The sequence below is a fragment of the Lactobacillus sp. UMNPBX1 genome (genome assembly GCF_002554085.1).
Classification (GTDB): domain Bacteria; phylum Bacillota; class Bacilli; order Lactobacillales; family Lactobacillaceae; genus Lactobacillus; species Lactobacillus crispatus.
Genome location: NZ_PCZI01000009.1, coordinates 23000 through 47678, shown reverse-complemented (window position 1 = coordinate 47678; position 24679 = coordinate 23000). Strand labels below are relative to the sequence as shown.

General features: G+C 36.2%; 23 protein-coding genes and 1 pseudogene. 8 read left to right on the top strand and 16 right to left on the bottom strand.

Features of this window, described 5'->3' with window-relative positions:
- Entirely contained in the window at nucleotides 1–2061 is a 2061-nt protein-coding gene (locus tag CP352_RS06265; protein ID WP_089150952.1) for a GH92 family glycosyl hydrolase, read from the top strand.
- A gap of 129 nt (nucleotides 2062–2190) precedes the next feature.
- On the opposite strand, the gene CP352_RS06260 is transcribed toward CP352_RS06265, so the two are convergent.
- Together CP352_RS06260 and CP352_RS06255 are read right to left on the bottom strand one after the other, a co-directional pair.
- On the bottom strand, nucleotides 2191–2592 hold the full coding sequence (locus CP352_RS06260; protein WP_089150953.1) for a Panacea domain-containing protein: 402 nt from the start codon (nucleotides 2590–2592) through the stop codon (nucleotides 2191–2193).
- Nucleotides 2593–2649: 57 nt separating this feature from the next.
- Nucleotides 2650–3366, bottom strand: coding sequence for a GntR family transcriptional regulator (locus CP352_RS06255; protein WP_089150954.1), 717 nt, complete (start codon nucleotides 3364–3366; stop codon nucleotides 2650–2652).
- Between the two features lie 146 nt (nucleotides 3367–3512).
- Here CP352_RS06255 and CP352_RS06250 point away from each other — a divergent pair, with 146 nt between their 5' ends.
- Nucleotides 3513–4871 carry a glycoside hydrolase family 1 protein gene (locus CP352_RS06250; protein WP_089150955.1) on the top strand — a complete coding sequence of 453 codons (1359 nt, stop codon included), beginning with the start codon at nucleotides 3513–3515 and terminating at the stop codon, nucleotides 4869–4871.
- 19 nt (nucleotides 4872–4890) lie between these two features.
- Nucleotides 4891–6213 (top strand): PTS sugar transporter subunit IIC, encoded by a 1323-nt coding sequence (locus tag CP352_RS06245; protein WP_089150956.1) that lies wholly within the window; start codon nucleotides 4891–4893, stop codon nucleotides 6211–6213.
- Nucleotides 6214–6609: 396 nt separating this feature from the next.
- Here the strand turns inward: CP352_RS06245 and CP352_RS06235 are convergent, their stop codons facing one another.
- From CP352_RS06235 to CP352_RS06175, 13 genes and pseudogenes are all read right to left on the bottom strand, one after another.
- Complete coding sequence (locus tag CP352_RS06235) at nucleotides 6610–6945, bottom strand: type II toxin-antitoxin system HicB family antitoxin (RefSeq protein ID WP_089150957.1); 336 nt, start codon at nucleotides 6943–6945, stop codon at nucleotides 6610–6612.
- A gap of 189 nt (nucleotides 6946–7134) precedes the next feature.
- Nucleotides 7135–8465 (bottom strand): annotated as a pseudogene (locus CP352_RS06230) (DHA2 family efflux MFS transporter permease subunit).
- A gap of 215 nt (nucleotides 8466–8680) precedes the next feature.
- Entirely contained in the window at nucleotides 8681–9670 is a 990-nt protein-coding gene (locus CP352_RS06225) for a hypothetical protein (RefSeq protein ID WP_089147083.1), read from the bottom strand.
- A 144-nt stretch (nucleotides 9671–9814) separates the two neighbouring features.
- Nucleotides 9815–10729 carry an ABC transporter gene (locus CP352_RS06220; protein ID WP_089150958.1) on the bottom strand — a complete coding sequence of 305 codons (915 nt, stop codon included), beginning with the start codon at nucleotides 10727–10729 and terminating at the stop codon, nucleotides 9815–9817.
- Nucleotides 10730–11018: 289 nt separating this feature from the next.
- Nucleotides 11019–12356: a type I glutamate--ammonia ligase gene (gene glnA, locus CP352_RS06215; RefSeq protein WP_005719812.1), complete on the bottom strand. Its 1338-nt coding sequence runs from the start codon at nucleotides 12354–12356 to the stop codon at nucleotides 11019–11021.
- Between the two features lie 134 nt (nucleotides 12357–12490).
- On the bottom strand, nucleotides 12491–13741 hold the full coding sequence (locus CP352_RS06210; RefSeq protein ID WP_089150959.1) for an aminotransferase class V-fold PLP-dependent enzyme: 1251 nt from the start codon (nucleotides 13739–13741) through the stop codon (nucleotides 12491–12493).
- A complete protein-coding gene (miaA, locus tag CP352_RS06205; protein ID WP_013086631.1) occupies nucleotides 13734–14654 on the bottom strand; it encodes a tRNA (adenosine(37)-N6)-dimethylallyltransferase MiaA in 921 nt (306 codons plus the stop codon). Before miaA ends, CP352_RS06210 begins: the two co-directional genes overlap by 8 nt.
- Before the next feature lie 77 nt (nucleotides 14655–14731).
- Nucleotides 14732–15133, bottom strand: coding sequence for a rhodanese-like domain-containing protein (locus tag CP352_RS06200; protein WP_005719815.1), 402 nt, complete (start codon nucleotides 15131–15133; stop codon nucleotides 14732–14734).
- Between the two features lie 58 nt (nucleotides 15134–15191).
- A complete protein-coding gene (locus CP352_RS06195; RefSeq protein WP_005719816.1) occupies nucleotides 15192–15431 on the bottom strand; it encodes a YqgQ family protein in 240 nt (79 codons plus the stop codon).
- Nucleotides 15431–16117, bottom strand: a complete 687-nt coding sequence (locus CP352_RS06190) for a rhomboid family intramembrane serine protease (RefSeq protein WP_098034889.1) — start codon at nucleotides 16115–16117, stop codon at nucleotides 15431–15433. Before CP352_RS06190 ends, CP352_RS06195 begins: the two co-directional genes overlap by 1 nt.
- A gap of 33 nt (nucleotides 16118–16150) precedes the next feature.
- Nucleotides 16151–16714, bottom strand: a complete 564-nt coding sequence (locus CP352_RS06185; RefSeq protein WP_089147092.1) for a 5-formyltetrahydrofolate cyclo-ligase — start codon at nucleotides 16712–16714, stop codon at nucleotides 16151–16153.
- A gap of 54 nt (nucleotides 16715–16768) precedes the next feature.
- Complete coding sequence (rpmG, locus tag CP352_RS06180) at nucleotides 16769–16918, bottom strand: 50S ribosomal protein L33 (protein WP_003548272.1); 150 nt, start codon at nucleotides 16916–16918, stop codon at nucleotides 16769–16771.
- 75 nt (nucleotides 16919–16993) lie between these two features.
- Complete coding sequence (locus tag CP352_RS06175; RefSeq protein ID WP_089145493.1) at nucleotides 16994–19102, bottom strand: penicillin-binding protein 2; 2109 nt, start codon at nucleotides 19100–19102, stop codon at nucleotides 16994–16996.
- 90 nt (nucleotides 19103–19192) lie between these two features.
- Here CP352_RS06175 and CP352_RS06170 point away from each other — a divergent pair, with 90 nt between their 5' ends.
- The 4 genes from CP352_RS06170 to CP352_RS06155 all read left to right on the top strand — a co-directional run bounded on the left by CP352_RS06170 (nucleotide 19193) and on the right by CP352_RS06155 (nucleotide 23627).
- Nucleotides 19193–21829 (top strand): YfhO family protein, encoded by a 2637-nt coding sequence (locus CP352_RS06170; protein ID WP_198995329.1) that lies wholly within the window; start codon nucleotides 19193–19195, stop codon nucleotides 21827–21829.
- 62 nt (nucleotides 21830–21891) lie between these two features.
- Nucleotides 21892–22815, top strand: coding sequence for an N-acetylglucosamine kinase (locus CP352_RS06165; RefSeq protein WP_005719826.1), 924 nt, complete (start codon nucleotides 21892–21894; stop codon nucleotides 22813–22815).
- A gap of 267 nt (nucleotides 22816–23082) precedes the next feature.
- Nucleotides 23083–23331 carry a type II toxin-antitoxin system RelB/DinJ family antitoxin gene (locus CP352_RS06160; protein ID WP_005719828.1) on the top strand — a complete coding sequence of 83 codons (249 nt, stop codon included), beginning with the start codon at nucleotides 23083–23085 and terminating at the stop codon, nucleotides 23329–23331.
- A gap of 2 nt (nucleotides 23332–23333) precedes the next feature.
- On the top strand, nucleotides 23334–23627 hold the full coding sequence (locus CP352_RS06155) for a type II toxin-antitoxin system YafQ family toxin (RefSeq protein WP_089143596.1): 294 nt from the start codon (nucleotides 23334–23336) through the stop codon (nucleotides 23625–23627).
- A gap of 89 nt (nucleotides 23628–23716) precedes the next feature.
- On the opposite strand, the gene CP352_RS11470 is transcribed toward CP352_RS06155, so the two are convergent.
- Nucleotides 23717–23851 carry a hypothetical protein gene (locus CP352_RS11470; protein WP_005719831.1) on the bottom strand — a complete coding sequence of 45 codons (135 nt, stop codon included), beginning with the start codon at nucleotides 23849–23851 and terminating at the stop codon, nucleotides 23717–23719.
- A gap of 523 nt (nucleotides 23852–24374) precedes the next feature.
- On the opposite strand from CP352_RS11470, the gene CP352_RS06150 reads away from it, so the two are divergent.
- Nucleotides 24375–24659, top strand: coding sequence for an HU family DNA-binding protein (locus CP352_RS06150; protein WP_005719832.1), 285 nt, complete (start codon nucleotides 24375–24377; stop codon nucleotides 24657–24659).
- The last annotated feature ends 20 nt before the right edge of the window (nucleotides 24660–24679 follow it).

Below are 24679 nucleotides of genomic sequence, written 5' to 3'. Positions count from 1 at the left end.
ATGGATATTACACAAATTGACACTCGAATCGGTAGTAAAAGCAATTATCATTTCTCACACGGTAATACACTGCCTTTAACAGGTACACCATTTGCAATGAATTATCTCAGCGTCCAAACTAATCAAGACAATAGTTGGTGGTTCAATCCCGATGAATATACTTTTGCAGGTATCCGACTAACTCATCAACCCAGCCCTTGGATTGGTGATTTTCAACATTTTTTATTCAAAATAAAAACTCGTCCAAATTTTGATGACCTTGATGATTATAATCGCGATCACTCTATTTTTAGACCAGACTATTTAGCCATTGAAAATATTTCCCAACAAGTCCGGATCATGGCTACTAGTAATAAATTTGGTGGCGCCTTAAAATTTATCAATTATTCTAATCAACCTGCATCCCTTGTTTTATCAGGAGAGAAACTAGCCAAAGCTACATTTTCAGACTCAATTTATATCTTAAAATTACAAAACTTTTCTGCTTGCGAAGATCCTAATTTTACGATGTGGCTCGCAATTAAAGCAAGTAACCTCAAATTTGAAAAGAAAATCGATCACAAAAAAGATACTGATTTTATTTTTAGCATTGCAGACGATGATGAATTACTTTTTGCAACCAGCTTTATTAGTGCAGACCAGGCTGCATATAATTTGTCTAATTTACATTCTTTTGCTCAAATTCACCAAGATTCTATTAATTCCTGGAATAAGATTTTTAATTTAATTGATATTCAAGATCACAAAAAAGAACAGATCCTAACTTTTTACGAAAATCTTTACCGTACTTTTCTATATCCGATGCAATTCTATGAACTATCTCCTGAAAGCCAGCCAATTCACTACAGCACGGTTCAAAAGAAGACTCTTCCAGGTAAAATGTTTACTAATGTTGGCTTCTGGGATGTTTATCGTACTAACTTCCCACTCTATTCGTTACTTTGTCCAAAAAAATATGCGGAATTTTTAGAAGGATTTTTCAATAGTTATCAAGAAACTGGTTATCTTCCACGTTGGTTATCACCTGACGAACGAGGAATGATGCCAGGTACAATGCTCGACGTTATTGTTGCAGATGCAGCTACTAAAGGAATCATTAAAGACAAATTGCCGCAATATTTTGAAGCTATGATTAAAAGCGCAGAAACTTCTAGTAAGGATTCGAAATATGGACGTGAAGGACTAGAAGAATATAAAACTTTAGGCTATGTTTCAGATAATTATCCTGAAAGTGTTAATAAAACTTTAGACTACGCCTACTCAGATTGGGCAATCAGTGTTGTAGCAAAAACATTACACAAAACACAATATGCAACCTACTATGCCAAGCGTAGTTTAAATTATCAAAATCTATTTAATAAAAAAATTGGTTTAATGGTGCCCAAGAATAAACAAGGTGATTTTATAAACAATTTTAACGATCATGATTGGGGAAATGGCTTTACTGAAGGTTCTTCTTGGCAAAACAGTTTTAATGTCTTTCAAGATGTGCCAGGTTTAATTAAATTATATGGCTCAAAGCAAAAATTCTTAGCTAAACTTGTTGATCTTGTGAATCAATCTCCTTTATACAATACTGGAAGTTATGGTCAAGTTATTCACGAAATGCGCGAAATGGCTGCACAGCCTTTTGGTCAATTAGCTATTTCAAATCAACCTAGCTTTCATATCCCTTACCTGTTTGCTTTAGCTGGTAAGCCCCACTATACTGAATTAATAATTAAACAAATGCTATCAGCTTTCGATTCGTCAACTGAAGGTTATCCCGGTGATGAAGATAACGGGTCTATGAGTTCTTGGTATCTATGGTCAGCACTAGGCTTCTATCCTGAAGCTACCGGTAAAGGCAGCTATGTTTTTGGTATTCCATTGTTTGATTTAGTTACTATCAAATTAGAAAATGGAAAACAATTAAACTTATCAACTGAAAATAATCAAGATACCAACTTATTTGTTTCTGGTAGAAGTTTTAATGGTCAAAATTGTAATCAAACTATCTCACATCAAGCATTATTAAAAGGTGGTAACCTTAGAGTGAAATTATCATTGTTGCCTCAATAATTTTTTAGAAGAGAAAAAGAAAAATACCATTTTAACAACTTACATTGTTGCTAAAATGGTATTTTAATATTTATTTTGAACTATATCGATCATGAAATAATCTTGAATGACGCAACTCTCTTCTTTTCATCACAAAAATTGATCCCAGAATGCATCCTCATCCTCTACATCATAAATAGAAGATGGCAACAATCCTCTCTCTTCAAGTTTTTCTTTGGCATCTGTACTTTGATCGGTAGTTTGCCAAGGCATTTCATTGTGAGTTTGACTAACTAATTCTGAATCATTTGCATTATGATAAGTTACACAAATTTTATTCAATAATGCTACTATGGAAGGTATATTTTGAATTTTAGCAAAATCATTACGATCTTTTTGACTAATGGTTCCCACAATCTCTCTACGCCCATTGTATCTTCCATGAACCGTTGCTACAACTGGTCCATATTTCCAGGCCTTAATGGGATCATTAAACAAAGGCTCTTGTCTCACTACTAAACTAGCCGCTTGCATATAATATAGCAATTTCATGGTTCTAAGTTGAGTTAGTTCTCTATGTGACTTACCTTGTTCTAAAAACAACAAATTTTATATGTTATTTACTTCAAATAAAATATAGCCTGCACGATCATAGCGATCACGAGTTTCTGATATTTCAAAGGGTCTTCCATCTTTTAAATAAGCTAATTGATGTACTGCTAATACAGCATCATCTGGCTGGCAATCCAAATAATCCTGATCATACGCATCAACTTTATCGGCCACAATAATTCGATTGGCCTTTCCTATTTCCAGATGAAGTTCATTTCTAATGTAATCATAAATAGACTTATGCATTACATCGATTGTAATTCCTGGAATAACCTTAACGGGCATAACAGTATATTCTAATTTTCCTGGTTTTCCATTAATCAAACGTTGACGAATAATATCATAGACATCATCATTAGGATTTAACTTCAATTTTTCCTTTTCGTCACTATCAGGTTTTCTAATATCAAAAGAAATTATATGACTAGTGATCTTGCCCTTTCCTCTCATCGAAAAATAAAAACCATCATGTTCTGCGGCTGAAGTTTCTATCATTTCGGGAAATTGAGAATTCTTCTTTTTAATATAAATTCCACTCCCTTGAATTACTCTTAAAATATCTTTAGCCACTAGAACCTTTAAAGCACGTGAAATTACTACTCTGCTCGTGTTATAACTTTGAGCTAAAAATTTTTCATTAGGTAATTTTTGCACATACTTTTTACTTAAAATTTTACGTTCAATATCATTAGCAATTTCAACATACTTTGTCATCTTTATACTCTTCTCTCTAAAAATAGGTAAAGCTTTATCTTTACCTATATAATAACTCCCATTTACTTAGAAAACGATTACATTTATAACTAATAGTGAACTAAGACATAAAAGAAAGTTTATCCAACTAGAGGGGAGATATTATAATGAATAAATTTTTCTGGGGTAACTCAGTTTCTAGCATGCAAACAGAAGGCGGATGGAATGAAGATGGTAAAAGTAAATCCGTTTATGATATTCGGCCTGCTACCGAAAAAGTTAGTGATTGGCATTTTGCCAATGATAATTACCACAACTTTGATGAGGATCTTGATCTAATGCAAGATTTAGGTATGAATATGTATCGCTTTTCAGTTTCATGGTCACGAGTAATAAAAAATGGTGATGGTGACATTAACGAAGCTGGACTTAAGTTTTATGATCGCCTAATTGATGGCTGTCTTAAACGTGGAATTGAACCAATGATTTGCTTGTACCATTTTGATATGCCACTTCACCTTGCAGAAAAGTATGACGGCTTTTTAAGTAAAGAAACTTGTGAGGCCTTCATCAGATATGGAAAAGTATTAGTTGATCATTTTTCTGACCGAGTTAAGTATTGGATTACTTTTAACGAGCAAAATCTTTACTCCCAACCCGGTGCCTTTAAGATAGCTGGTGTCATGAAGGAAGACGATTCAATCGACGATCTCTATCAAATTGCCCACAATGTAATGTATTGTCATGCATCTATCGCAAACTATATTCATGAAAATACAAATTGTAAAATTGGAGGAATGTTAGCCTATTCAGAAGTTTATCCTGCATCCCCTAACCCAGATGATATTCTTTTAACTCATCGCTACGAAGAATTCATTAATAATAATTTATTAGATGTCTTTTCATATGGTCAATACTCAACTGAGGTAATACATTATATAAAATCTCATCACATCAATGTCAACATGACTAATGTCGAACTAGATCAATTAAGAAAATGCCGTAGCGATTTCTTAGCATTTTCCTATTACCAATCAAGGACTTTAGACTCAACTAAGATTCCAGTTGGCGCTGTCCCTAATTATTATCTCGCTTACGGTGATAAGCCTAACCCATATTTACGTGAAAGTGAATGGCACTGGTCTATTGATCCACAAGGATTAAGAGATGTCCTCAATGAAATCTATTTACGCTATCACATTCCAGTCTTCCCTATTGAAAATGGAATCGGTCTTCGAGAACACTGGGACGGAAAAAATGAAATCCAAGACGATGAACGAATTAAATACATGCGAGCTCACATTCTCGCTACTCAAGAAGCTATCAATGAAGATGGCGTAGAAGTTCTAGGCTATTTAGGTTGGGGACTAATCGATATCTTAAGTTCATCGGGTGATATGGAAAAACGGTACGGTGTTGTTTATGTAAATCGCACTAACCATGATCTTAAAGACATGAAGCGTGTACCTAAGAAGAGCTATTACTGGCTTAAACGAGTAATTCATTCTAACGGTAAGGAGTTGTAATAGAAAGAAGGAATACAAAATGCCTGCTTCAACTCAAGAAAAATCTAATTTCAGAAAATTTACTGATAAATTTACAGAAGTATCAGTAAAAATTGGTAACGAAGTTCATTTACGCTCATTGCGGGATGCATTCGCCACTATTATGCCAATGTATATCTTGGCTGGTTTTGCCACTTTAATTAATAGTTTGATCTTACCTTACTTATTTAAAGGGGCTACTTTAGCTAAATGGCAAGTATTTGGTACTGCCGTTACTAACGGAACTCTAAATATTTCAAGTATTTTAATTTGTGCTATGATCACTTACTTCTTAGCTAAAAACAAGGGATATGAGAATCCTATTGGTTGTATCCCTGTATCCTTAGCTTCCTTATTTGCTTTACTTGCTATTAATTTTAAAACAGTACCTGTAGGCTCCAAAGTAGCTGTAACTATTACTAACGCAGTTTTATACGATAGTATTGGCACTAAGAGCATGTTCGGTGGCATTATCGTCGGATTGCTAGCAACAGAACTTTTTATCAGATTTTCCAAAGTAAAAGCATTTAAAATTAACTTAGGGCCGATGGTTCCACCAGCAGTCGGACAGAGTTTCACCGTTTTAATTCCCAGTCTGATTATTGTTACTGTCTTTGGTATCGTCGCTGCTATTCTGTCAGCAATGAATACTGACTTAATTACATTAATTTCTACCATTATCCAAGAACCTCTACGTAAACTTAATACATCACTTCCAGGTTTCCTACTTATTTATTCAACCGGTAACTTCTTATTTACTTTAGGTATTCACCAAACTGTTATCAATGGCACTTTACTTGATCCTGTTAATTTGATTAACATGAACGAAAATATGGCTGCTGTTGCTCATGGACAAGTTCCAACTCATATTATCAACTCTGACTTTGTTACTGTTTATACTCAAATGGGCGGTACTGGATTAACGATTTCATTAATCATAGCTGTATTACTTGTTTCCCATTATTCACCATTTAGAAAAGTAGTAAATTTAGCATTAGTACCTGGTGTGTTTGAGATTAATGAACCTATTATCTTCGGTTTTCCTATTGTATTTAATATTCCTATGATGATTCCGTTTGTATTAAGTCCAGTCATTGGTGGTATTATTGGTTATTATGCTACTGCAATCGGCTTCGTAAAGCCATTGAGTGTTTACCTTCCATGGACTACTCCACCATTTATTTCAGGATTTTTGGCAAGTGGTGGTGATTGGAAAGTAATTTTAATTCAAATCATAATTATTGTAATTACTACTTTATTCTATATACCATTTATCAAAATCGCTGAAAAAGTAGCTCAAAAATCTGTCTCAATTAATAACTAAAAAAATATCCGTTGTGTAATTAAATACACCAACGGATATTTTTATGTACAAGGAAGCTCATATTCCATATGCATGACAAACTCATATTCAGAATTAAAATATTTTCTCTTATACCTTTTCCCTACCATCTTCCTCAGCACATTTCCAAATTATAGGCTCATTTCTTTTCAAAAAATCCAAATTTTCCGCCGTTTCTGTAGCAGTAAAATCATAATTATAGATTTTTCGATAACTTGGCAATTCATATCTTGCTTCTTTAAAGCCATAATCAGTTGTCTGTTCAAAATAAACTAAAATTTTTACCGCCTACAACTGTTTTATCTTTCATTATTTGGGAATAAGTTACTATTAACTCGTTTGAAAATTCTACATATGGATATAACATGACAGTTTATATTATGCATTTACATATTTTTTAATAGCTTTTTCTACTAAACTATTGAGTGATTCAGCTTGGCTAGCTGCATAAGCAGCTGCTTTCATATGCAATTCAGGTGTAATTCTAACATTGAAAGAACCTTTATATGATTTTTGAGGTTTGATTCCTTGAGCCTCACAATCTGCCAAGTATTCGTCTACAACACCCTGGAAATCTTTTTTCAATTCATCTAATGTTTGTCCTTCGTAAGACAAAAGACCTTTAATACCAATAACTTTACCATAGAGAACATTGTCTTCTAATGAATATTCTACTGAACCATAGTAGCCTTTGCATGATAATTCTTTTTTCATTAGATTTCACCTCGTAAATTGGTTTATTCCTTTAATGAATTTAGTACGTAAATCACTCGTTTTACCTTTGTTTAGTATAACCTAACCATTTTCCTTTTTCTATCTAGTGAACAATTATCTTAAATTGTCAAAAAAGGCATCAACCACTCCAAACAGGAGCGATTAACGACTTCCATTCAATCTACAATTCTAATCAGTATACTTACCATCATCCTTAACGAACAAGGCAACGATGAAGCCGATTACTGTTAAAGCAATGGTAAAGTACATCCCGTAGTGCACACCGTTGGTAAACTTGAAGGCTGCAGAACCGGTTACTGCATTTCTCCCTACAGTCAAGAAACTCGTTGCCAAAGCACCAACAATTTGTTGCATCGTGTTCAAAATAGCTGACCCATCGGCTGATTCCAGGCCCTTAAGTGAGTTCAAAGCTGAAGTTTGTGATGGCGACATCGCAAGCGGAGCACCAATCATCAAGATAATGTGAGCCAAGATTACGTACCAAATAGCGCTGTGCGTAGTTACTAAAGCCAACATTACGGCCCCGACAAAGGCAACGGCAAAGCCGATTCTTGCTGGCCACTTAGCACCAAAGCTATCGTACATTCTACCAGCCAAGGCACTAGTAGCAGCGTTGATCACTCCACCAGGAAGCATGATAATCCCCGTCAGGGCAACAGCTACCAACAACCTATTTTGTAAATATTGTGGCAAAAGATACATCGCTTACAAGATGATGCCAAAATCGATCATCACTAAGATCGCACCCAAGGTGAAGTTGCGATGCCTAAAGACCCGCATATTCAAAACTGGTACGTTAAGTTTAAGTTGTCTTCTGACATAAAAGACTAAGGCGCTAATCCCAACGATTAAGCTAGCCAAAACTGGCACTGACAACCAGCCCATTTCACTAGCAAAGCTAGCACCAGCAATCAAACCTGAGAAAGCAATAATTGACAAAACGATTGAAAGCCAATCAACCTTTGGCTTAGTAATTTGACTAACATTTGTTAAAGTAAACAAACCAATGACAAAAGCGATAACTAGGATCAAAGCAAAAGTAAAGAAGATATCACGCCATGAACCTGCTGCCAAAATTAAACCGGTCAAAGTTGGCCCAATTGCAGGTGCAAACATAATTACTAAAGCCAAGACACCGTTAACCGTCCCTAACTTGTTTGGTGGAAAAATTAACATCGCAATCGTAAACATCAATGTCAAAATGATCCCAGTACCAATCCCTTGAATCATTCTACCAACTAAAACGATAGAAAAATTATTACCAAAACCGGAAATAAGTGAGCCAATGATAAAGGCTCCGATTCCGAATAAAACTAGCTTTTTGGTCGTAAACCACTTAGTCAAAAGACTTGAGAGTGGAAGGACAATCCCGATTACCAACATATAGCCAGTAACCAGCCATTGAATTGAAGACTGACCAACTTGAAGAGCCTTCATCAATTGTGGTAGGGCAATGTTCAATGAAGTTTCACTGAACATCCCCAAAATGCTCCAAACATTAATGGAAGAATAGCACGCCAAGGCCGTTGAACATGATGCGAGCTTTCATCCCACTTTGAGTATTATCCATTAAATTTTTCCTCCTTTTTTCTGCAACGTTGATTACTTTACCAGAAAAATTTTTTCTTCGTAAGTAAAAGTTTTATAAAAACGTCTTCACAGCAAAAAAGGCGATATCACAAAGATATCGCCTAATTCTATATTTTATTCACTTTTAATACTGTAGATCGCTAAATTGCTTGTTGGAGTTTTGCTTAGCCAAGGCTTCGCTCTTCCAGTAGACAGCATTAGTTGTTCCCTTAGAGTTAGCTGAAACAATTACGCTTTGACCATTTTCAGTATGCGGTGCTAAGTATGTACTACCTTGACCTGGCTCCTGACCCATATTAGTGAAACTATAGAAATTAATTCCATTAATAGTAGCTTGTTTCATATAGCCTGAACTAGTTGAAGAACCTGAATTTTTAGCCTTTACATCCATGCTAAAACCAGCTTCATCATTGATCTTATTAGCAGTTACAGTCAAAGTATCGATATTGCCATTGCCAGTATCTGCAGTGTACCAAGTACCTTGCAAGCTTGATGGAATTACGGCACTAGCAGATTCCTTAGCACCAGCTGCATTGTCATTATCGCCTTCAAGTTTAACATTTAGTTTGGCATTTTTAGCCAAGCTTTGAACTAGATCAACATCATTATTTTTATTAATGTAATCAACTACATCTTGTAAAGTTACAGTACCAAGGTTTCTTTGCTTAACAAAAATAGTAATTTTCTTTTGTGCTCCATCTCCGTTTAGCATGTAACGAGCATTACTGCTTTTACCGGTACCGGAGACCTCATAAACATATCCTGAGTTATCAGAAGTAATACCTGTTGCGGCTTTGGTTCTGAACGCAACACCTAAATTACCATTTTTGGCAGCATTAACTGCAATTTCCCAAGTGTCGCCATACTTTTGTGCAGCATAGACAGAGATTGCACTAACCTGCGTCTTATAGTCCATATTCTCAGCAGATAATTTTGCTGAGTTTTGACTGTTACTTGATTCTGAGGTGCCAGTTTTTTCTGAGTTACTCTTAGAAACTTGACTTGATTTTTCTGACTGTGATTGTGAATTACTATTACCTTGTGTACTTTGGCTACATCCTGCTAAAGTTAAAGCAGCTGAAATTGCAACCAAAACAGTTAATTTACTTTTCAAAAGGAATCCCCTTTTCTTTCAATAATTCTATCTCTTTGCTTAATAGTATTATAAAAAATACGATCCGCCAACTTCTTACACGATTATTTTACAAAAATTATACTTCTTGTTCATTGCAATTATTTTAATACTTCTTTACAAATATTAATTTAAAGTCTTAAATTCTGCATTTCGGTGTTCCTTGGCTATCTTGGTGCTCTTCCAATAAGTAGCCGTATAATGACCTGTATCAACGCTATAAGTTACTACTGCCGTATTGCCATTATCTTTTTGGACAGAATAAAGTAAGCCAAAATCTTGAGCATTCAATGTTTGAACATGATAGCAATTTAATCCATTAATATTTTCGATCCGAGCTCTAGCCCACTTTTCCGTTTGATCTAAGGATTCTGCTGCTACACCAGAATTAGAAATATGATGAATTTCTTCACCATTAACAGTATGATCAGTAATTACTAACTTCTTTCCTTTATAGTTGTACCAAGTACCCCAAAGTCTCGTTGGAACTAATGCTAGGCCATCGTCACCCTTAACCCCATATTTGTCAGATGTAACTTCAGCAGCCAAAGTAGTCTTAGTTGCTAATTTTTCTACAGCTTTTACTTGATTATGTTCATTTAAATATGAAGCTATTTCAGATAAACTTGCTACACCTAAATTTTTCTTCTGATTATAAAAATATACGGTTTCACTTTTCATTGTATAAAAAGCATTATTTTCTTGACCATTGCCAGTTACTTCATAAATGTAACCTCTACCTTTTTTTATCCAATTAAAACCAGTTCGATTTTTTACACTAATGCTCAAATGATTTTTCTTGGCATCACTATATGCAGTCTTCCATGCATCCCCATATTTCATCGATCCATAAATTGAGATTGCACTAGATTTTTCAGTATCTGACATACTCTTAACAATTAATCTTTTGGGAGTCTGTTTCTGAGTCACACCAGATTTTTCAATAGTTTGGCGATTATTAGTCTGCTTTTGCGATTGGCAAGCAGTTAAATTGATCATTGCAGCTATCAAACAAAATGCTACTAATGTCTTATTTCTCATTCCATCGACTCCAATACATTCTCATTAACACAAAAGTATCCCTAAACTAATTAGGGATACCAGTCCAGTCATTATTACAATTATATAGCAGTTTGCTCTTCTTTGAAGAGAATATTTTTTGATTTTTGGTAAAAGTTTATCCTACTAGATTTAAAAACTTATCCATAAGTTCACTTATCTAATCGTAATTAGACTAATTACGATTAGATATGCTTTTGAAAAATCTATATTTTACAAAAAAATCTCGTGGCCTCAATCACCACGAGATTTTCCAATTACTTATTTATTTTTACCAGTTCATGTAACGTTGACGTTCCCAATCTGAAACTGATTGTGAGTACTTAGACCATTCTAATTCCTTTGATTCAATGAAGCTGTGCATTAAGTGATCACCTAATGAGCTCTTAATTAAATCATCTTTCTTGAAGGCCTTAATTGCGTTGTGAAGAGTAGTTGGTAATGGCTTAATACCATGTTCTGCTCTTTCTTCTTCAGTCATTTCAAAGATGTTTTCTTCAACTGGCTTCATTGGCATCTTTTGTTCTTTAATACCATTCAAACCAGCAGTTAAACATGCAGCAAGTAACAAGTATGGGTTAGCAGTTGGATCAGCTGAACGCATTTCCAAACGAGTATTGATTTCACCAGCACTTGGAATACGTACAAGTGGTGAACGGTTCTTAGCAGCCCAAGCAATGTAAACTGGAGCTTCAAAACCTGGAATTAAACGCTTGTATGAGTTAACGGTTGGGTTACCAATTGCAGTAATAGCACGAGCATGTTCCAAAATACCATTCAAGAAGTAAAGAGCAGTATTTGAAAGGTGGAATTCGCCATCCTTGTCATAAAAGACGTTCTTGCCATTCTTAAATAATGACATGTTGTTGTGCATCCCGTTACCAGCTTGACCTTGAACAGGCTTAGCCATAAAGCTTGCAAACAAACCGTGCTTTCTAGCAATTGCACGCGTTACCATCTTAAAGGTTTGGCATCTGTCAGCAGTAGTCAAAGCATCATCGAATCTAAAGTCGATTTCTTGTTGACCATCACCTACTTCGTGGTGAGCTGCTTCAACTTCAAAGCCCATGCCCTCAAGAGTTTCAACGATTTCACGACGGCATCTTGCACCTTCATCGTCTGAAGTCATGTCAAAGTATGAAGCATGATCTGGAACTTCAGTAGTCCAATTGCCATCTTCGTCTAACTTGAAAAGATGGAATTCCATTTCAAAACCAATATCAAAAGTGTCGAATCCAGCTTCATTCATTTCACCAAGAACACGCTTCAAGTTATTTCTTGGATCACCAGCAAATGGCTTGCCATCAGTGGTGTGAACTGAACAAATCAAACGACCAATCTTACCACCGTGTTCGTCACCCCATGGCAATACTGTCCAAGTTGAGAAGTCTGGATATAAAACCATGTCACTTTCTTCAAGACGAACAAAGCCATCAATTGAAGAACCATCAAAGCGAATGTCATTAGTCAAAACTTTATCTAATTGACTCTTAGGTACTTCAACGGCCTTTTCAGTACCGTTAATATCAGTGAAGGCCAAGCGTAAAAATCTAACGTCCTTGTCTTCAACTTCTTGCTTAATTTCTTCTGCAGTATATTGTTTACTCATAGTTAATTCACCTATAAAACAAAAAATATTAAATTGGTATGGTCCTATGATTTATTCTTATCTCCTAGAACTGTTTAATACAATAGCAGACCAATTTTAAAAAGTCAAATTGGTCTAGTGATTATTTTTAAATTTTATTTTTTGTTAAAAAATGTATCACGAACCGCGTTAATAATAGCTACTTTGTCATGCGCATAAGTCAAGCCACCCTGCATATAAACCGCATAAGGTGGTCTAATTGGACCATCCGCTGAAAATTCAATAGTTGAACCCGAAACAAAATTACCAGCAGCCATAATAATCTTATCTTCGTAGCCCTCCATATGCACAGCTTCAGGCGTTACAAAGGAATCAATCGGTGAGTTTTTCTGTACTTCTTGCACAAATTTAACCATCTTATCAGGATCACCAAAAATAATTGTCTCAATAATATCGCTTCGCTTCTCATCCCAAGCTGGGGTAACATTCAAGCCCATTTTGGCAAACAAAGCAGCCGCAAAAATCATCCCCTTTTCAGCCATACCGGTAACATTAGGAGCCAAGAAAAAGCCTTCATAAAAGTCATGCAAATTGCCAATAGTGGCGCCCTCATCGGTGCAGCCTGGAGCAGTCAATGCAAGTTTTGCATTTTCAACCAGGTCTTTTTTACCAACAATATAACCACCGGTCTTAGCTAGACCACCGCCGGCATTCTTAATCAGCGAACCTGCCATCAAGTCAGCACCATACTCAGTTGGCTCATGTTTTTCCGAAAATTCGCCATAACAATTGTCAATAAAGACAATACTCTTAGGGCTGACCCGTTTAACAAAGGAAATCATGTCCTTAATCTGATCAACTGTAAAGGTCTTTCTGGTGGAGTAGCCACGTGAACGTTGAATGGCAACGATCTTAGGTTGATCACGTTTAAGAACCTTTTCAGCCTCGTCATAATCAACTAACCCATCATCGGTTAACGGCACATATGAAAAATGCACGCCGCGCTCGACTAAAGTACCACGCTTATCATCAGTCAAGCCAATCACTTTTTGCAAAGTATCGTAAGGCTGTCCAGTTAAATAAGTTAGCGTATCGCCGTACTTCAAGTTACCTGCTAGAGCTACGAACAAAGTGTGCGTGCCTGAAACAAATTGAGGCCGAACTACCGCATCTTCAGTTTGAAAAACTTGAGCATAGATCTTATCTAGCTTATCTCTTCCCATATCATCGTCGCCATAGCCATTAGCCCCATTCAAGTCAGCTTCAGCGACATCATTAGCTTGGTAAGCCGCCAAAACTTTAGCCGTATTATAAACAATTTGATCTTCAATCTCAGCCAGTTTAGGTGCGATCTGTTGATCAACTTCTTTAACAATTTTTTGTAATTTTTCTGGCAAATTATTCATTTTTCCATTCCTTGACTTTCTTCAATATCTTTTGTTCGCAACCCGGATCATCTAACGGATCAAACCAAACTACTGGTAATTTATTTCTAAAATAAGTCAATTGACGTTTAGCATAGCGGCGCGAAGCTGTCTTTAAATCTTCAATGCAATGCTCTAGCGTCTCTTGCCCTTCAAAATAAGGGAAAAATTCCTTATACGCAATTGCTTGCAAGACCTGATACTCTCGTGCTCGATTTTGATAAATAAATTTTGCTTCATCGAGCATCCCTTGCTCCATCATCTTATCAACACGCAAATTAATCCTGCGATATATCTCTTGACGGTCAGAATTCAAGCCAATAATCAAGTAATCATAACGCGGCTCGATCTGCTTTTGTTGCTCTGAAAACTTTTTGCCTGTACGCTCAATCACAGTCAATGCTCGCATAGTTCTGCGACTATTGGCTACTGGTATTTTTTCTGCCGCCTTAGGATCTTGCTCATTCAAGACCTGCCACAATTTTTCTGCGCCTTTTTCCTTGAGGTAGTTTTCCCACTTTTGCGAAACGCTACGCTCTTCTGGAGTTTTCTCGCCTAGCTGCATCTTATTCAATAAAGCATTAACATAAAAACCTGTCCCGCCTGCAATAATTGGTAACTTACCTTTTTGGCTAATCTCTTCAATCGCTTTTGTTGCTTGATCCACAAAATCTTTAACTGAATACTCGTCAAAAACGGATTGCGTATCAACTAAGTAGTGTTTCACTTGCGCTTGTTCTTCTGCAGTTGCCTTTGCAGTTCCCACTGCCACTTCTTGGTAAACTTGCATGGAATCGCCAGAAATAATCTCGCCGTTCAACCTTTTAGCTAAATCAATTGCCAAGTTTGTCTTACCGATAGCTGTTGGTCCTACAATCGCTAGTACCTTTTTCATCCCCATCACCTTTCTTAATTTTGATACAAAAAAAGAGCGCATTAGAGTTACCCCCTCCAAATGCGTCTTCTTTTCATTTAATATTTTGACTTCTTAGTTCGACCATCCCAAGCTTCAAAGCCATCTTTAAGCCAATGGATAGAAACAAAACCCTTTTTCTTTAAAAAACGGGCAGCTCTCAAAGTAATGGTCTTTGAATCTGAGTAAAGATAAACTGGCAAGTCGCTTCTAAGCTCAGTATATTGATACTTAAGCATGGTATATGGCAAGTTGCGAGCGCCATCAATATGCTTGCGTTTAAACGGTTCTTTTTCACGCAGATCAATAATTTGTGCCTTACGCATGCCTTCTTTAAATTCTTCATTAGTCAATTCGCCACCGATTGATTTAGCTTGAATTTTATTCCAAGCCCAGATACCAACCATGACTAAAATAATGACTAATAAAACTAAATCTAAGACAATTAAAAAACTCGACATAAACTAAATCTGCCCTTTCATAAAAAACTTACATCTATTATGATACCGCTAAACTAATTTACTGGCTATCATTTTTCGGATCTTTGAGCGCCTTTTTTTGTTCATTTTTGACTTCAATTCGATGTTCTCGACTCAAAATCATCTTGGCAATCAAATAATCATGTTGGTCAATCAGACCTGCACGATTGATATTGTCGAGCTCTAAAGCCATTAATTCAATATCCCAAATTCTTTTGCCAACATGAACCAAAATTCCGTATTTTTCTAATAATTGTTGTACATCGTAGAGAGTTTTCATTAGAAATTAATTATCATTCCTGTTCTAACCGTCCAAACAACATATACGACTAACACTGCAGCAGCCAATACGCGCCACTTAGGATTGTAGGTCTTCATTACACGATCGCCCAAGATAATCGCTAATAAGAAGCCGGCAATTAAGCCACCAATATGACCCCAGATATCAATTCCAGGCACAAAAATATCAAGCGCTAAGTTAATCAATGCTAAGACAAAGGCTTGTCGACCTAAAAAAGCAATCATTGGATTATGCAAATTGCGCAAGCCAATGGCAGTCATGGCTCCAAACAAACCAAATAAGGCTGTTGAGGCACCAGCACTTAAGCCGCGATCAGCACTGAAAGCCAAGCTCATTAGATTGCCGCCGACCCCAGCTAAAAGATAAGTTACTAAAAAGCGCACATGTCCCATTAATGGCTCTATATACTGCCCCATGTAGTAAATAATAATGGCATTAGAAACCAAATGCATGATGCCAATATGCAAAAACTGGGCCGTAAATAGGCGCCACCATTGGTGTCCAGCCACCACGGCAAAATTATTCATGGCTCCCATTTTCATCAAGACATCGGTATTCTCTGAGCCACCTAAAAACACTTCAACTAAAAAGATTATTAATAAAACTACTAAAATTCCTAAAGTCACAAATGATTGTGAGAGGTTAATTTTTCGTTGAGTATTCATTTAATCCCCCTTATCTTCGTCATTGTGACTATTTTAATAAATTTTATCAGGAGTAACAATTGTTTGAACCGGAATATCGGTTTTTTCGATAGGCCAAATGCTAGTATCGAACGTCATCTTGCTATTGGCTAAAGCAACAGTTTTAGGATCATGCTTAGCCAAAAAGCGATCATAATAACCTCCACCAAAGCCAAGTCGAACATGCGAATCTAAGGCAAAGGCTAAACCTGGCACAATGACTAAATCCAAATCATTATTGATTTTCGCATCTTCATCGGCGACTTCTTCCACACCGAATTTAGATTTTACCAATTTGCTCATATACGTATAGCGTAAAAAGTCTAAAGTATGATTTTGATCGCCTCGTGCCTTTGCCAGATAAACTTCTTTTCCTTTATCCCACAAACAAGCAATTAATTCAGAAGTATCTACTTCTAGTGGTAAAGAAGCAGTTACCCCAATCGTCTGACTTCTTCTAATTAGATCTGTCGACATTAATTTCTCTAATAAAATCGCATCTTCTGCTCTTTTTTCTTTAGTATTGGCAAATTCTTTTAATTTACTGATTTGTTCTTTTCTTAATTCTGATTTTTCCATCTTTTTGTCCAAAAAACAAAAAATAGCAGGCACGTAGCCTGCTATCTTGGTTTATTACTTAGTTTCACGGTGAAGTGTTGCGCGTCTTTCAACTGGGCAATACTTCTTTAAGGATAAACGTTCCGGATGCTTACGCTTGTTCTTCTTAGATAAGTAACTTCTATCGCCACATTCGGTGCATTCTAAAATGATGTTATCTGCCATTTTTTTCACCACCTACACTTTTATTCTGACTGTACTAGAATAGCATTTTTCAAGCTGTTTGACCAGTATTATTCTTTATTTTGTTGAATGAAGTTTGAAATAATCTTGTACCATTGCTTTGGCAACTTGCAATGTGTATGTTCCTTCACCATCAGGGTCTAATCCTGGGAAAACAACCGCCACTGCTAATTTTGGATTTTTCGATGGAGCATAGCCAATAAAGGTTGCGTTAATCAATTCGATATTGTGCTTTCTATTAGGGTGTTCAGCATCATAGTAGAAAGTTTGTGCAGTACCAGTCTTACCAGAAATTGATGGCTTAACATTCTTCAATGGGTGAGCAGTTCCCCAACCATTCGTACCGTGAACAACACGATAGAACCCTGTTTGAACCACATTAAGTTCCGCAAGCGTCCAAGGAATTACTTGTTGGACATTTGGCTTCTTATTGTAGCTAATGTAAATCTTCTTGCCATTTTTGCTAGTTTTACCAACTGATTGCACAATATAAGGTTGCAATCTCTTACCACCATTAGCAATAGTTGACACATATTGGGCTAGTTGAATTGGTGTATAAGCATCATAGTTACCATAAGCTAGATCAAGTACAGAACCGGAAAGAATATTACCCTTGTCATTAAATGACTTACCTTCAATTCCTGACACTTCACCAGGTAGGTCAACGCCTGTCTTTTGACCTAGGCCAAACATAGCAAAATTACGCCGTAAAATGTCAAAGGCATCGTTTGGCATATGAATGTAGCTCTTCGGTACATAACTAGCCTTAACCCATTTCATTGCTAAGTGCATCATGTAAATATTACTGGAGACTTCCAACGCTGTTTCAGCATCCAATGAACTGAAAGTACCAACTGGATAAACTGACTTTTTAACTGGTGAACCTGGCAAATAAATTGCCGTATCAGGCAAAGTATTGTTTTCGGGAGTAATAACCTTATTAATTAATCCACCACCAACAGTAGCCCCCTTAACAACTGATCCCATAACAAAGGATTGGTTAATTACACCTAAAGCATTATCAGTCGTTTTACCAGTGTTCGTGTTTCGATTAATCCCGGCTACAGCTAGCAAAGCACCAGTCTGAGGATTCATCGCCACGGCATAGGCACCATTAGAGTATCTTGCTGCACCGTTACCAACAGCTGTACTGTAAACCCGTTTCAAAGTAGCCTGTACTTGCTTTTGATACTTAGCGTCAATCGTTAACATTAAGCTGGCACCGGCTTGACCATTATAAACAGTCTTAGTCTGCTGGATATTACCATTCGATTTAGTAATAACCTGGTTAGTCGACTTAGTTCCCTTCAAAAGTGGCTCATATTCTTTTTCAAGATAGGAAGTACCTACTCGGTCGTTACGTGAGTAACCATTTCTTAAGTAGTACTGCAAGCTATCACTTGGTAAACCAGATTTTTCAGTTGAAACCGAACCAATGATACTTTGAATAGATGAACCATTTGGATAAGATCTTTGCCAGTCAGTTCCGATACCCACACCAGGAAGCTCTGATAAGTGCTCACCTACTTGGGCAATTTCACGATCGGTTAAGCCTTTATTCTTGATATAAATCGTGGATAAAGTATAAGCCCCTGAAATCTTATTAAAGATTAAAGCCGCTGTTTTTTGCCGAGTGGTTAGTTGAGGATTCATTTTTTCAACATAAGCCAATTCCGCTTGATAGATTTCAGCTGAAGTCTTCTTATTGCCATCAGCATCAATCTTGGCTGACTTCGGCAAAGCATTAGATATCTTAGTATTATTATCTTCATTAGCTAAATAATAATCTGCTGCCATTTGCTTTGTCGGCTTTTCATCGCTAATCTTGATATAATTACTCAAGGCATTAGATATCTTGTAAATATCTGCTGTTGTAGTCGAGGCACTCTTAGTATAAGTAATAGCATTGGTTGCTTTATTACCTACTAAAACGCGGCCTTTGGAGTCATACATGACACCACGTGGCACTTGATGCAAAACAACAGTTGAATCAGTTTTTTGCACTTCTGCCTTGAAACGTGAACCATAAACTAGTTGCAAATAAGCCAATTGCCCAATTAACATGGCAAAGAGGACTAAAATTACCCCTAGAATGATTCGCATTCTAATTGGAGTTGAGGAATGCTTGTTTGAGCCAGTCCCACTATTTTTTCTAAAATAATTCACGTAAATCACCTTTATTAAAACTAGATGTATTTTAACAAAAAGTAAACATCAATTCTACAATTCATAAGGGAGCTTATATAATTTTTAATGATGCTTAAATTTCTTAACTCACGACACATTGCAATTAATCGTAAAAATATTTTTTTCTGGCTTAGTTTTTTGCTACCGGCTTTGATTTTCTTGAGTTACTTTTTCTACAGCAAAAATGGAGTGCTCACTGTCGACTTAGGTCAACAATATGTTGATTTTCTTGCCTTCTTCAGGCGAAATTTGTTCTCCCATCCCTTGCGCTTAATCTATTCCTTTTCTAATGGTTTAGGCGGTTCAATGCTAGCAACTGATGCCTATTATCTCTGCAGTCCTTTCAATCTACTCTTATTTTTATTTCCGCAACATTTTTTGCCACAAGCAATTTTAATTATTATCGCATTAAAAATTGGAGCGGCGGGACTATCTTCCTACTACTATTGGCAGCAAAAAATCACTAATCACTTTTACGCTTTAGCGGCTAGTTCGGCTTATGCCCTTTCAGGCTACGTTATTGGCAATCACTATAATCTGATGTGGCTTGATTCTGTGATTTTGCTTCCTTTATTGATTAATGCCATCGACCGCTTGCTGGCCCAACGAAAAAATAAGTTAATTTTAATTACCTTTTTGCTTTGGTTCACTAATTTTTATACCGGATTTATGGCATTAGCCTTTGGTTTGCTTTATCTGTTAAGCAAAATTTTCTTCATTAATAAGCAGGAGCGCCTACGCCTTAACTGGATTTATTTAAGAAAAAGTATCGCTGGTTCATTTTTAAATGCCTTTATGCTCTTCCCCGTTCTGGTTGAAATGTTGCAAGGCAAGGCTAGTTCTACTGCCTCCTGGAATTTGGGCTGGCAGTTTTCTCCAGTTGAACAGCTGACTAAGTTAGCCGAAGGGGCCTATAACTTTCATGAAATGCAGGAAGGGATGCCCAACATTTATCTGACAATGCCTTTCTTGTTGCTGACAATTTTATATTTTTTAAGTAAAAAGATTAACTGGCAGCGTAAATTAGCAAACGGAATTTTACTCATTTTCTTAATTGCTTCTCTTTTTTGGACACCACTGGTTTTACTCTGGCATTTAGGCCAATTCCCTGTCTGGTATCCTGGTCGTTTCAGCTTTGTGTTGATCTTTTTTGCGCTAAATCTAGGCGTTATTGCATTAGAACAAAAAGAACGTATAGCTTATTGGCAGACCGGACTTCTGACTCTATTTTCTTTAGGTTTAATTATTTATATAGTATTTAATGCCTCACATTTTGACTTTCTAACTGAAGATGCGCAGATTGCCACGGGAGCTTTTCTAGCCCTCGGAATCTTGTTTATTGGCTTTATTTATCATCAACACAGTTTTGCCGCGCCATTTTTCTATTTAGTTATCGAGCTTGAGTTAATCGTCAACCTAGTACTATGTCTAGGCAATTTAGCTTATCAAAAAAATAGCGATTATCAGAACTTTACCACTAATGTCAGCCAAGCAGTACAATACGCAAATCAACATGATTCTGGATTTTACCGAACTGAAAAGACTTTCTATCGTTCTGATGATGATCCTTTTAGCGCTGGTTATTACGGTTTAAGTAATTTTAATTCGATTTCTGATCAAAAAGTACTCAACCTGATCAACAATCTTGGATTTCTAAACAATAGTAATTCCTACACTAATTTTGGCGGAACTACTTTGACAGATGATTTACTTGGAATCAAATATTATCTTTTGCCCAATGATGAAATCACAACGATCAAGTCTGGTAAGCAAATGAAGTATGACAATTCCAACCACCGCGTTGATGCCAGCGATTATCATTTGCAAAAACGCTTTGCCCAACTATATCTAGTGAAAAATAATGCCGCTTTGCCCCTACTCTTTTTAACATCACAAAAAACGCAAAAAATCAATTTTAACTCTCTAGATATTACTAGTAATCAAACCAAATTCTTTCAAGCAGTTACAGGGGCAAAAGTGCAGCTGTTTAAGCAGATCAATTGGCCTAAAGCAAAATTAATTAATGTAACTAGTATGAAAAACGATCAACTACAATATAATCGTAAAAACAATAAGCAAATCGCACGCATCATTTTCAATTTCAAACCACAGACTGATGATTCTTACTACATTGAAATGCCCGGTGAGATCGATGATAATGCCATTTCAATGACAGTTAATGGTGCTAATATTAATCTGGCAGTACGTGATCAAAATGCCCGTCTCATTAATCTAGGTAGCCACCAGCGTGGTCAACGGTTGCAAGTTACTTTTGAACTAAAAAAAGATAAACTCGACTTTAGTGGCATTCACTTCTGGCGCTTAAACACACAAAAGCTCGAGCAGATTATACATCGTTTTAAGCAAAAACAACCAAACTTTAAACAAACATCTGCTTTGATCATCAAATCTAATCATTTCACAACGAAGAAGATGATGACATTGGCGTCAACTATTCCTAATAACATTAACTGGTCAGTTTTAGATAATGGCAAAATAATTAACAAGAATAAAACCTTGTTCATGAATGCTTTTTTAAACTTCAAGTTGAGTCCAGGAAAACATCAAATTACATTAATTTATGTACCATGGGTTCTTCTACTGGGGATGTTGGTTAGCTTAATTAGTTTAACAATTTTATTAATTTGCAAGAAAAAAGCCGCTGTTAGCGCTAACAGCAAAACTTTTACTAGACCTACTGTATAAAAATATAATACAATGTATACGTTATCATTCGGATAAATTAATATAGAAAGAAGATTTACAACATGGCTCTTAAATACCAAATTGGTGTTGATGCAGGTGGTACCCACTCAACTGCAATCGCATATGACGAAACTGGCAAGGAAATCGGTCGTGCAGAAGGCGGCCCAGGCCAAATTAACGCTGACTACGAAGGCGGAATTAAGAATATCTCTGACACTATCAACGAATTGATCGACAAGGTTGATGGTGACTGCATGCGCGTTCTTGTTGGTATTGCCGGTCTTTCAGTTGTCGGTAATGCTCCAGAAGTTGCCGCAACTATTTCATCAAGAATTAACAACTTACCTACTCGTGCTATTACTGATTCACTTTTAGCACTTTACGCTGGTCTTGAAGGTGATGACGGTGCCTTAGTAATTGCCGGTACTGGCTCAGTTTACAACGGTTTACAAAACGGCCACTTAATCGCAGTTGGTGGCTACGGCAACATCTTAGGTGATGAAGGCTCAGGTTACGCAATTGCTCGTTCAGCAATGCAATCTGCTCTTCTTAGCTGGGACAAGCGTGAAGACAACGCTTTGATTCAAATGTTTACTAAATTATTTGGCGTTGAACACATGGATGAATGTAACGCTAAATTCTACAAGATGTCTAACCCAGAAGTTGCAGGAATGGCTGTTCACGTTGCACAACTTGCTGATGAAGGCAGCGATGATGCAATCAAAGTTATTAAGAAACAAGCTCATCTGTTAGCCCGTGACATCATCATCGGTCTTGACCGTTACGAAGATCCTAAGCCAATGAAGATTGCTTTAACCGGTTCAGTTTTAGCTAACAACGAAATGCTTAGAGGATTGGTAGAAGATGAAGTTAAGAACAAGTACCCTGACGCTATCTTCTCAATCTCCAACGGTGAAAACGCTCGTGCCGTATTGTTCGACAAGAGTAAGGACTACCGTTACTTCACTAACCACGAAGACCGCTAAATTATCTTTTCTGAATAGTTACAAAAAGCTCGAAGTTACTACAATTTGTAGAAGCTTCGAGCTTTGTTTATGTTTAAATTTCTGCTGGTGTATTACGATTAAAGATATAAATGTCACTTTTAGCTTTTTCCCCTAGTATTCATAATAAGACTACCTATAATCTTTTAAAATTCTTTTAAAAGCAAACGCTAAAAATTGATATTTTGTATTTATAGTATATAGTACTATATAGATAAAGTAATACATTTTGTGAATAGAGGTTGTACTATGGCTCAAATTAGTGTAAAAATCGATGATAAATTAAAAAAAGAAGCTCAAGATATTCTTGCTTCATATGGGGTTGATATATCAACAGGAATTAGAATGTATTTCAAAGCTATTGTTAGAAGTAATGGCATTCCTTTAGAACTAAGACCCATGACAGAACTAGATGAAGCGAACTATGAAGCTGATAATCACATTTATCATGGAAGTTATAGCTCTTTTGAAGAATACAAAAAGGCCATGCGGAAATAATCATGCAAGTTAATCCTACCAAGCGCTACTACCGCGCTTACAAGAGATATGAAAGAAAACATTATCCAATGGATTATGTTGATGATTGTGTTGAAGCAATATTAACCAATGACAAAGAATTTCTAGCCAAACATAAAGATCACCCTGTAGGAAAAAATCGCGAAATGCACGTTAATCGTCAATATAATGACGATTGGCTATTGTACTACCGGACTGATAAAGAAACACATGAACTAATCCTAGTTTTGGTTGCATTAGGAACACATGATGAACTAGATCGATTTGCCAATATGTAATAGCATGCGTTGTATTGAATAAAAACAGATTAATGCAGAGCTCGAAGTTACTACAATTTGTAGAAGTTTCGAGCTTTATTTTGTTCCAATCACGCTAATGATGTTAATAATAATTTTTGCAACTGTAACTTAGCTGCATCTTGGTTAGCCTGTTCTGGTTGCTCATGATTCAATTGACAATTCTCAAGATAATCATCAATACCCGCTTTGAAATCTTTCTTCAACTCTGCCAGAGAATTTCCTTCATAAGAAATAAAAGTATTTTCTAGACCTAAGACTTCGCCAAATAAAGTATCATTTTCAACTTCGATAAGTACCTTGGTAACCTTTATAAGTTAGTAGGCTCATAGTCTTATACCTGCCATTCTTAATCCATTCTTCAACGTTCTTAATTGATATTGTTTAAGCATATTTCGAGGATGTGATTTGTGTAATTAAAGATTATTCACCTCTCTTATATATTCCATCACTGTACAAAATTTGGAATTCAAAATTTAGGCTTGTCTCCCATCATTTATTACGCAAAAAATGTCTAAATTTTTTGAAAAAAGTTAATTTTTCAAATCAAAACAAAAGAATCATTACATGAACTACATTTTTGATAGCGAATACAATATTTTTCGCTTCAAATACATAGAATTTCTTTCCTTTTTAAAAAAATTCTTTAAAGAGGCTGTTTCCCCTTGTAAATACGCGGATTACTGTTAAAATAAGTAATCGTAGTTTATATTAAAAGAGGTATTTTTCATGGAAACTATTTCTAAGAAACAATTAGTAGATCAAATCGCTGCAAAGACTGATGCTACTAAGACAGACATTAACACTATTTTGGACGCTTACATCGACGTCGTTAAGAGCAATGTTGCTGAAGGTAACAAGGTTCAATTGGTTGGCTTCGGTGCCTTCGAACTTCGTCACCGTGCTGCTCGTAAGGGTCGTAACCCACAAACTGGTAAGGAAATTGAAATTGCTGCATCAAACGTTCCAGCATTCAAGCCAGGTAAGAGCTTCAAGGATGAAGTTAACAAGTAATAATTTATTATTACAAAAAA

Bases quoted from the DNA above. Each gene is read 5' to 3' on its own strand.
- CP352_RS06150 (WP_005719832.1), top strand. From the start codon at position 24,375: ATGGAAACTATTTCTAAGAAACAATTAGTAGATCAAATCGCTGCAAAG.
- CP352_RS06235 (WP_089150957.1), bottom strand. From the start codon at position 6,945: ATGAAAAAAGAATTATCATGCAAAGGCTACTATGGTTCAGTAGAATAT.
- CP352_RS06265 (WP_089150952.1), top strand. From the start codon at position 1: ATGGATATTACACAAATTGACACTCGAATCGGTAGTAAAAGCAATTAT.
- CP352_RS06200 (WP_005719815.1), bottom strand. From the start codon at position 15,133: ATGTCGAGTTTTTTAATTGTCTTAGATTTAGTTTTATTAGTCATTATT.
- CP352_RS06250 (WP_089150955.1), top strand. From the start codon at position 3,513: ATGAATAAATTTTTCTGGGGTAACTCAGTTTCTAGCATGCAAACAGAA.
- glnA (WP_005719812.1), bottom strand. From the start codon at position 12,356: ATGAGTAAACAATATACTGCAGAAGAAATTAAGCAAGAAGTTGAAGAC.
- rpmG (WP_003548272.1), bottom strand. From the start codon at position 16,918: ATGGCAGATAACATCATTTTAGAATGCACCGAATGTGGCGATAGAAGT.
- CP352_RS06220 (WP_089150958.1), bottom strand. From the start codon at position 10,729: ATGAGAAATAAGACATTAGTAGCATTTTGTTTGATAGCTGCAATGATC.
- CP352_RS06245 (WP_089150956.1), top strand. From the start codon at position 4,891: ATGCCTGCTTCAACTCAAGAAAAATCTAATTTCAGAAAATTTACTGAT.
- CP352_RS06190 (WP_098034889.1), bottom strand. From the start codon at position 16,117: ATGAATACTCAACGAAAAATTAACCTCTCACAATCATTTGTGACTTTA.
- CP352_RS06255 (WP_089150954.1), bottom strand. From the start codon at position 3,366: ATGACAAAGTATGTTGAAATTGCTAATGATATTGAACGTAAAATTTTA.
- CP352_RS06160 (WP_005719828.1), top strand. From the start codon at position 23,083: ATGGCTCAAATTAGTGTAAAAATCGATGATAAATTAAAAAAAGAAGCT.
- miaA (WP_013086631.1), bottom strand. From the start codon at position 14,654: ATGAAAAAGGTACTAGCGATTGTAGGACCAACAGCTATCGGTAAGACA.
- CP352_RS06185 (WP_089147092.1), bottom strand. From the start codon at position 16,714: ATGGAAAAATCAGAATTAAGAAAAGAACAAATCAGTAAATTAAAAGAA.
- CP352_RS06170 (WP_198995329.1), top strand. From the start codon at position 19,193: ATGCTTAAATTTCTTAACTCACGACACATTGCAATTAATCGTAAAAAT.
- CP352_RS06155 (WP_089143596.1), top strand. From the start codon at position 23,334: ATGCAAGTTAATCCTACCAAGCGCTACTACCGCGCTTACAAGAGATAT.
- CP352_RS06195 (WP_005719816.1), bottom strand. From the start codon at position 15,431: ATGAAAACTCTCTACGATGTACAACAATTATTAGAAAAATACGGAATT.
- CP352_RS06165 (WP_005719826.1), top strand. From the start codon at position 21,892: ATGGCTCTTAAATACCAAATTGGTGTTGATGCAGGTGGTACCCACTCA.
- CP352_RS06210 (WP_089150959.1), bottom strand. From the start codon at position 13,741: ATGAATAATTTGCCAGAAAAATTACAAAAAATTGTTAAAGAAGTTGAT.
- CP352_RS06260 (WP_089150953.1), bottom strand. From the start codon at position 2,592: ATGAAATTGCTATATTATATGCAAGCGGCTAGTTTAGTAGTGAGACAA.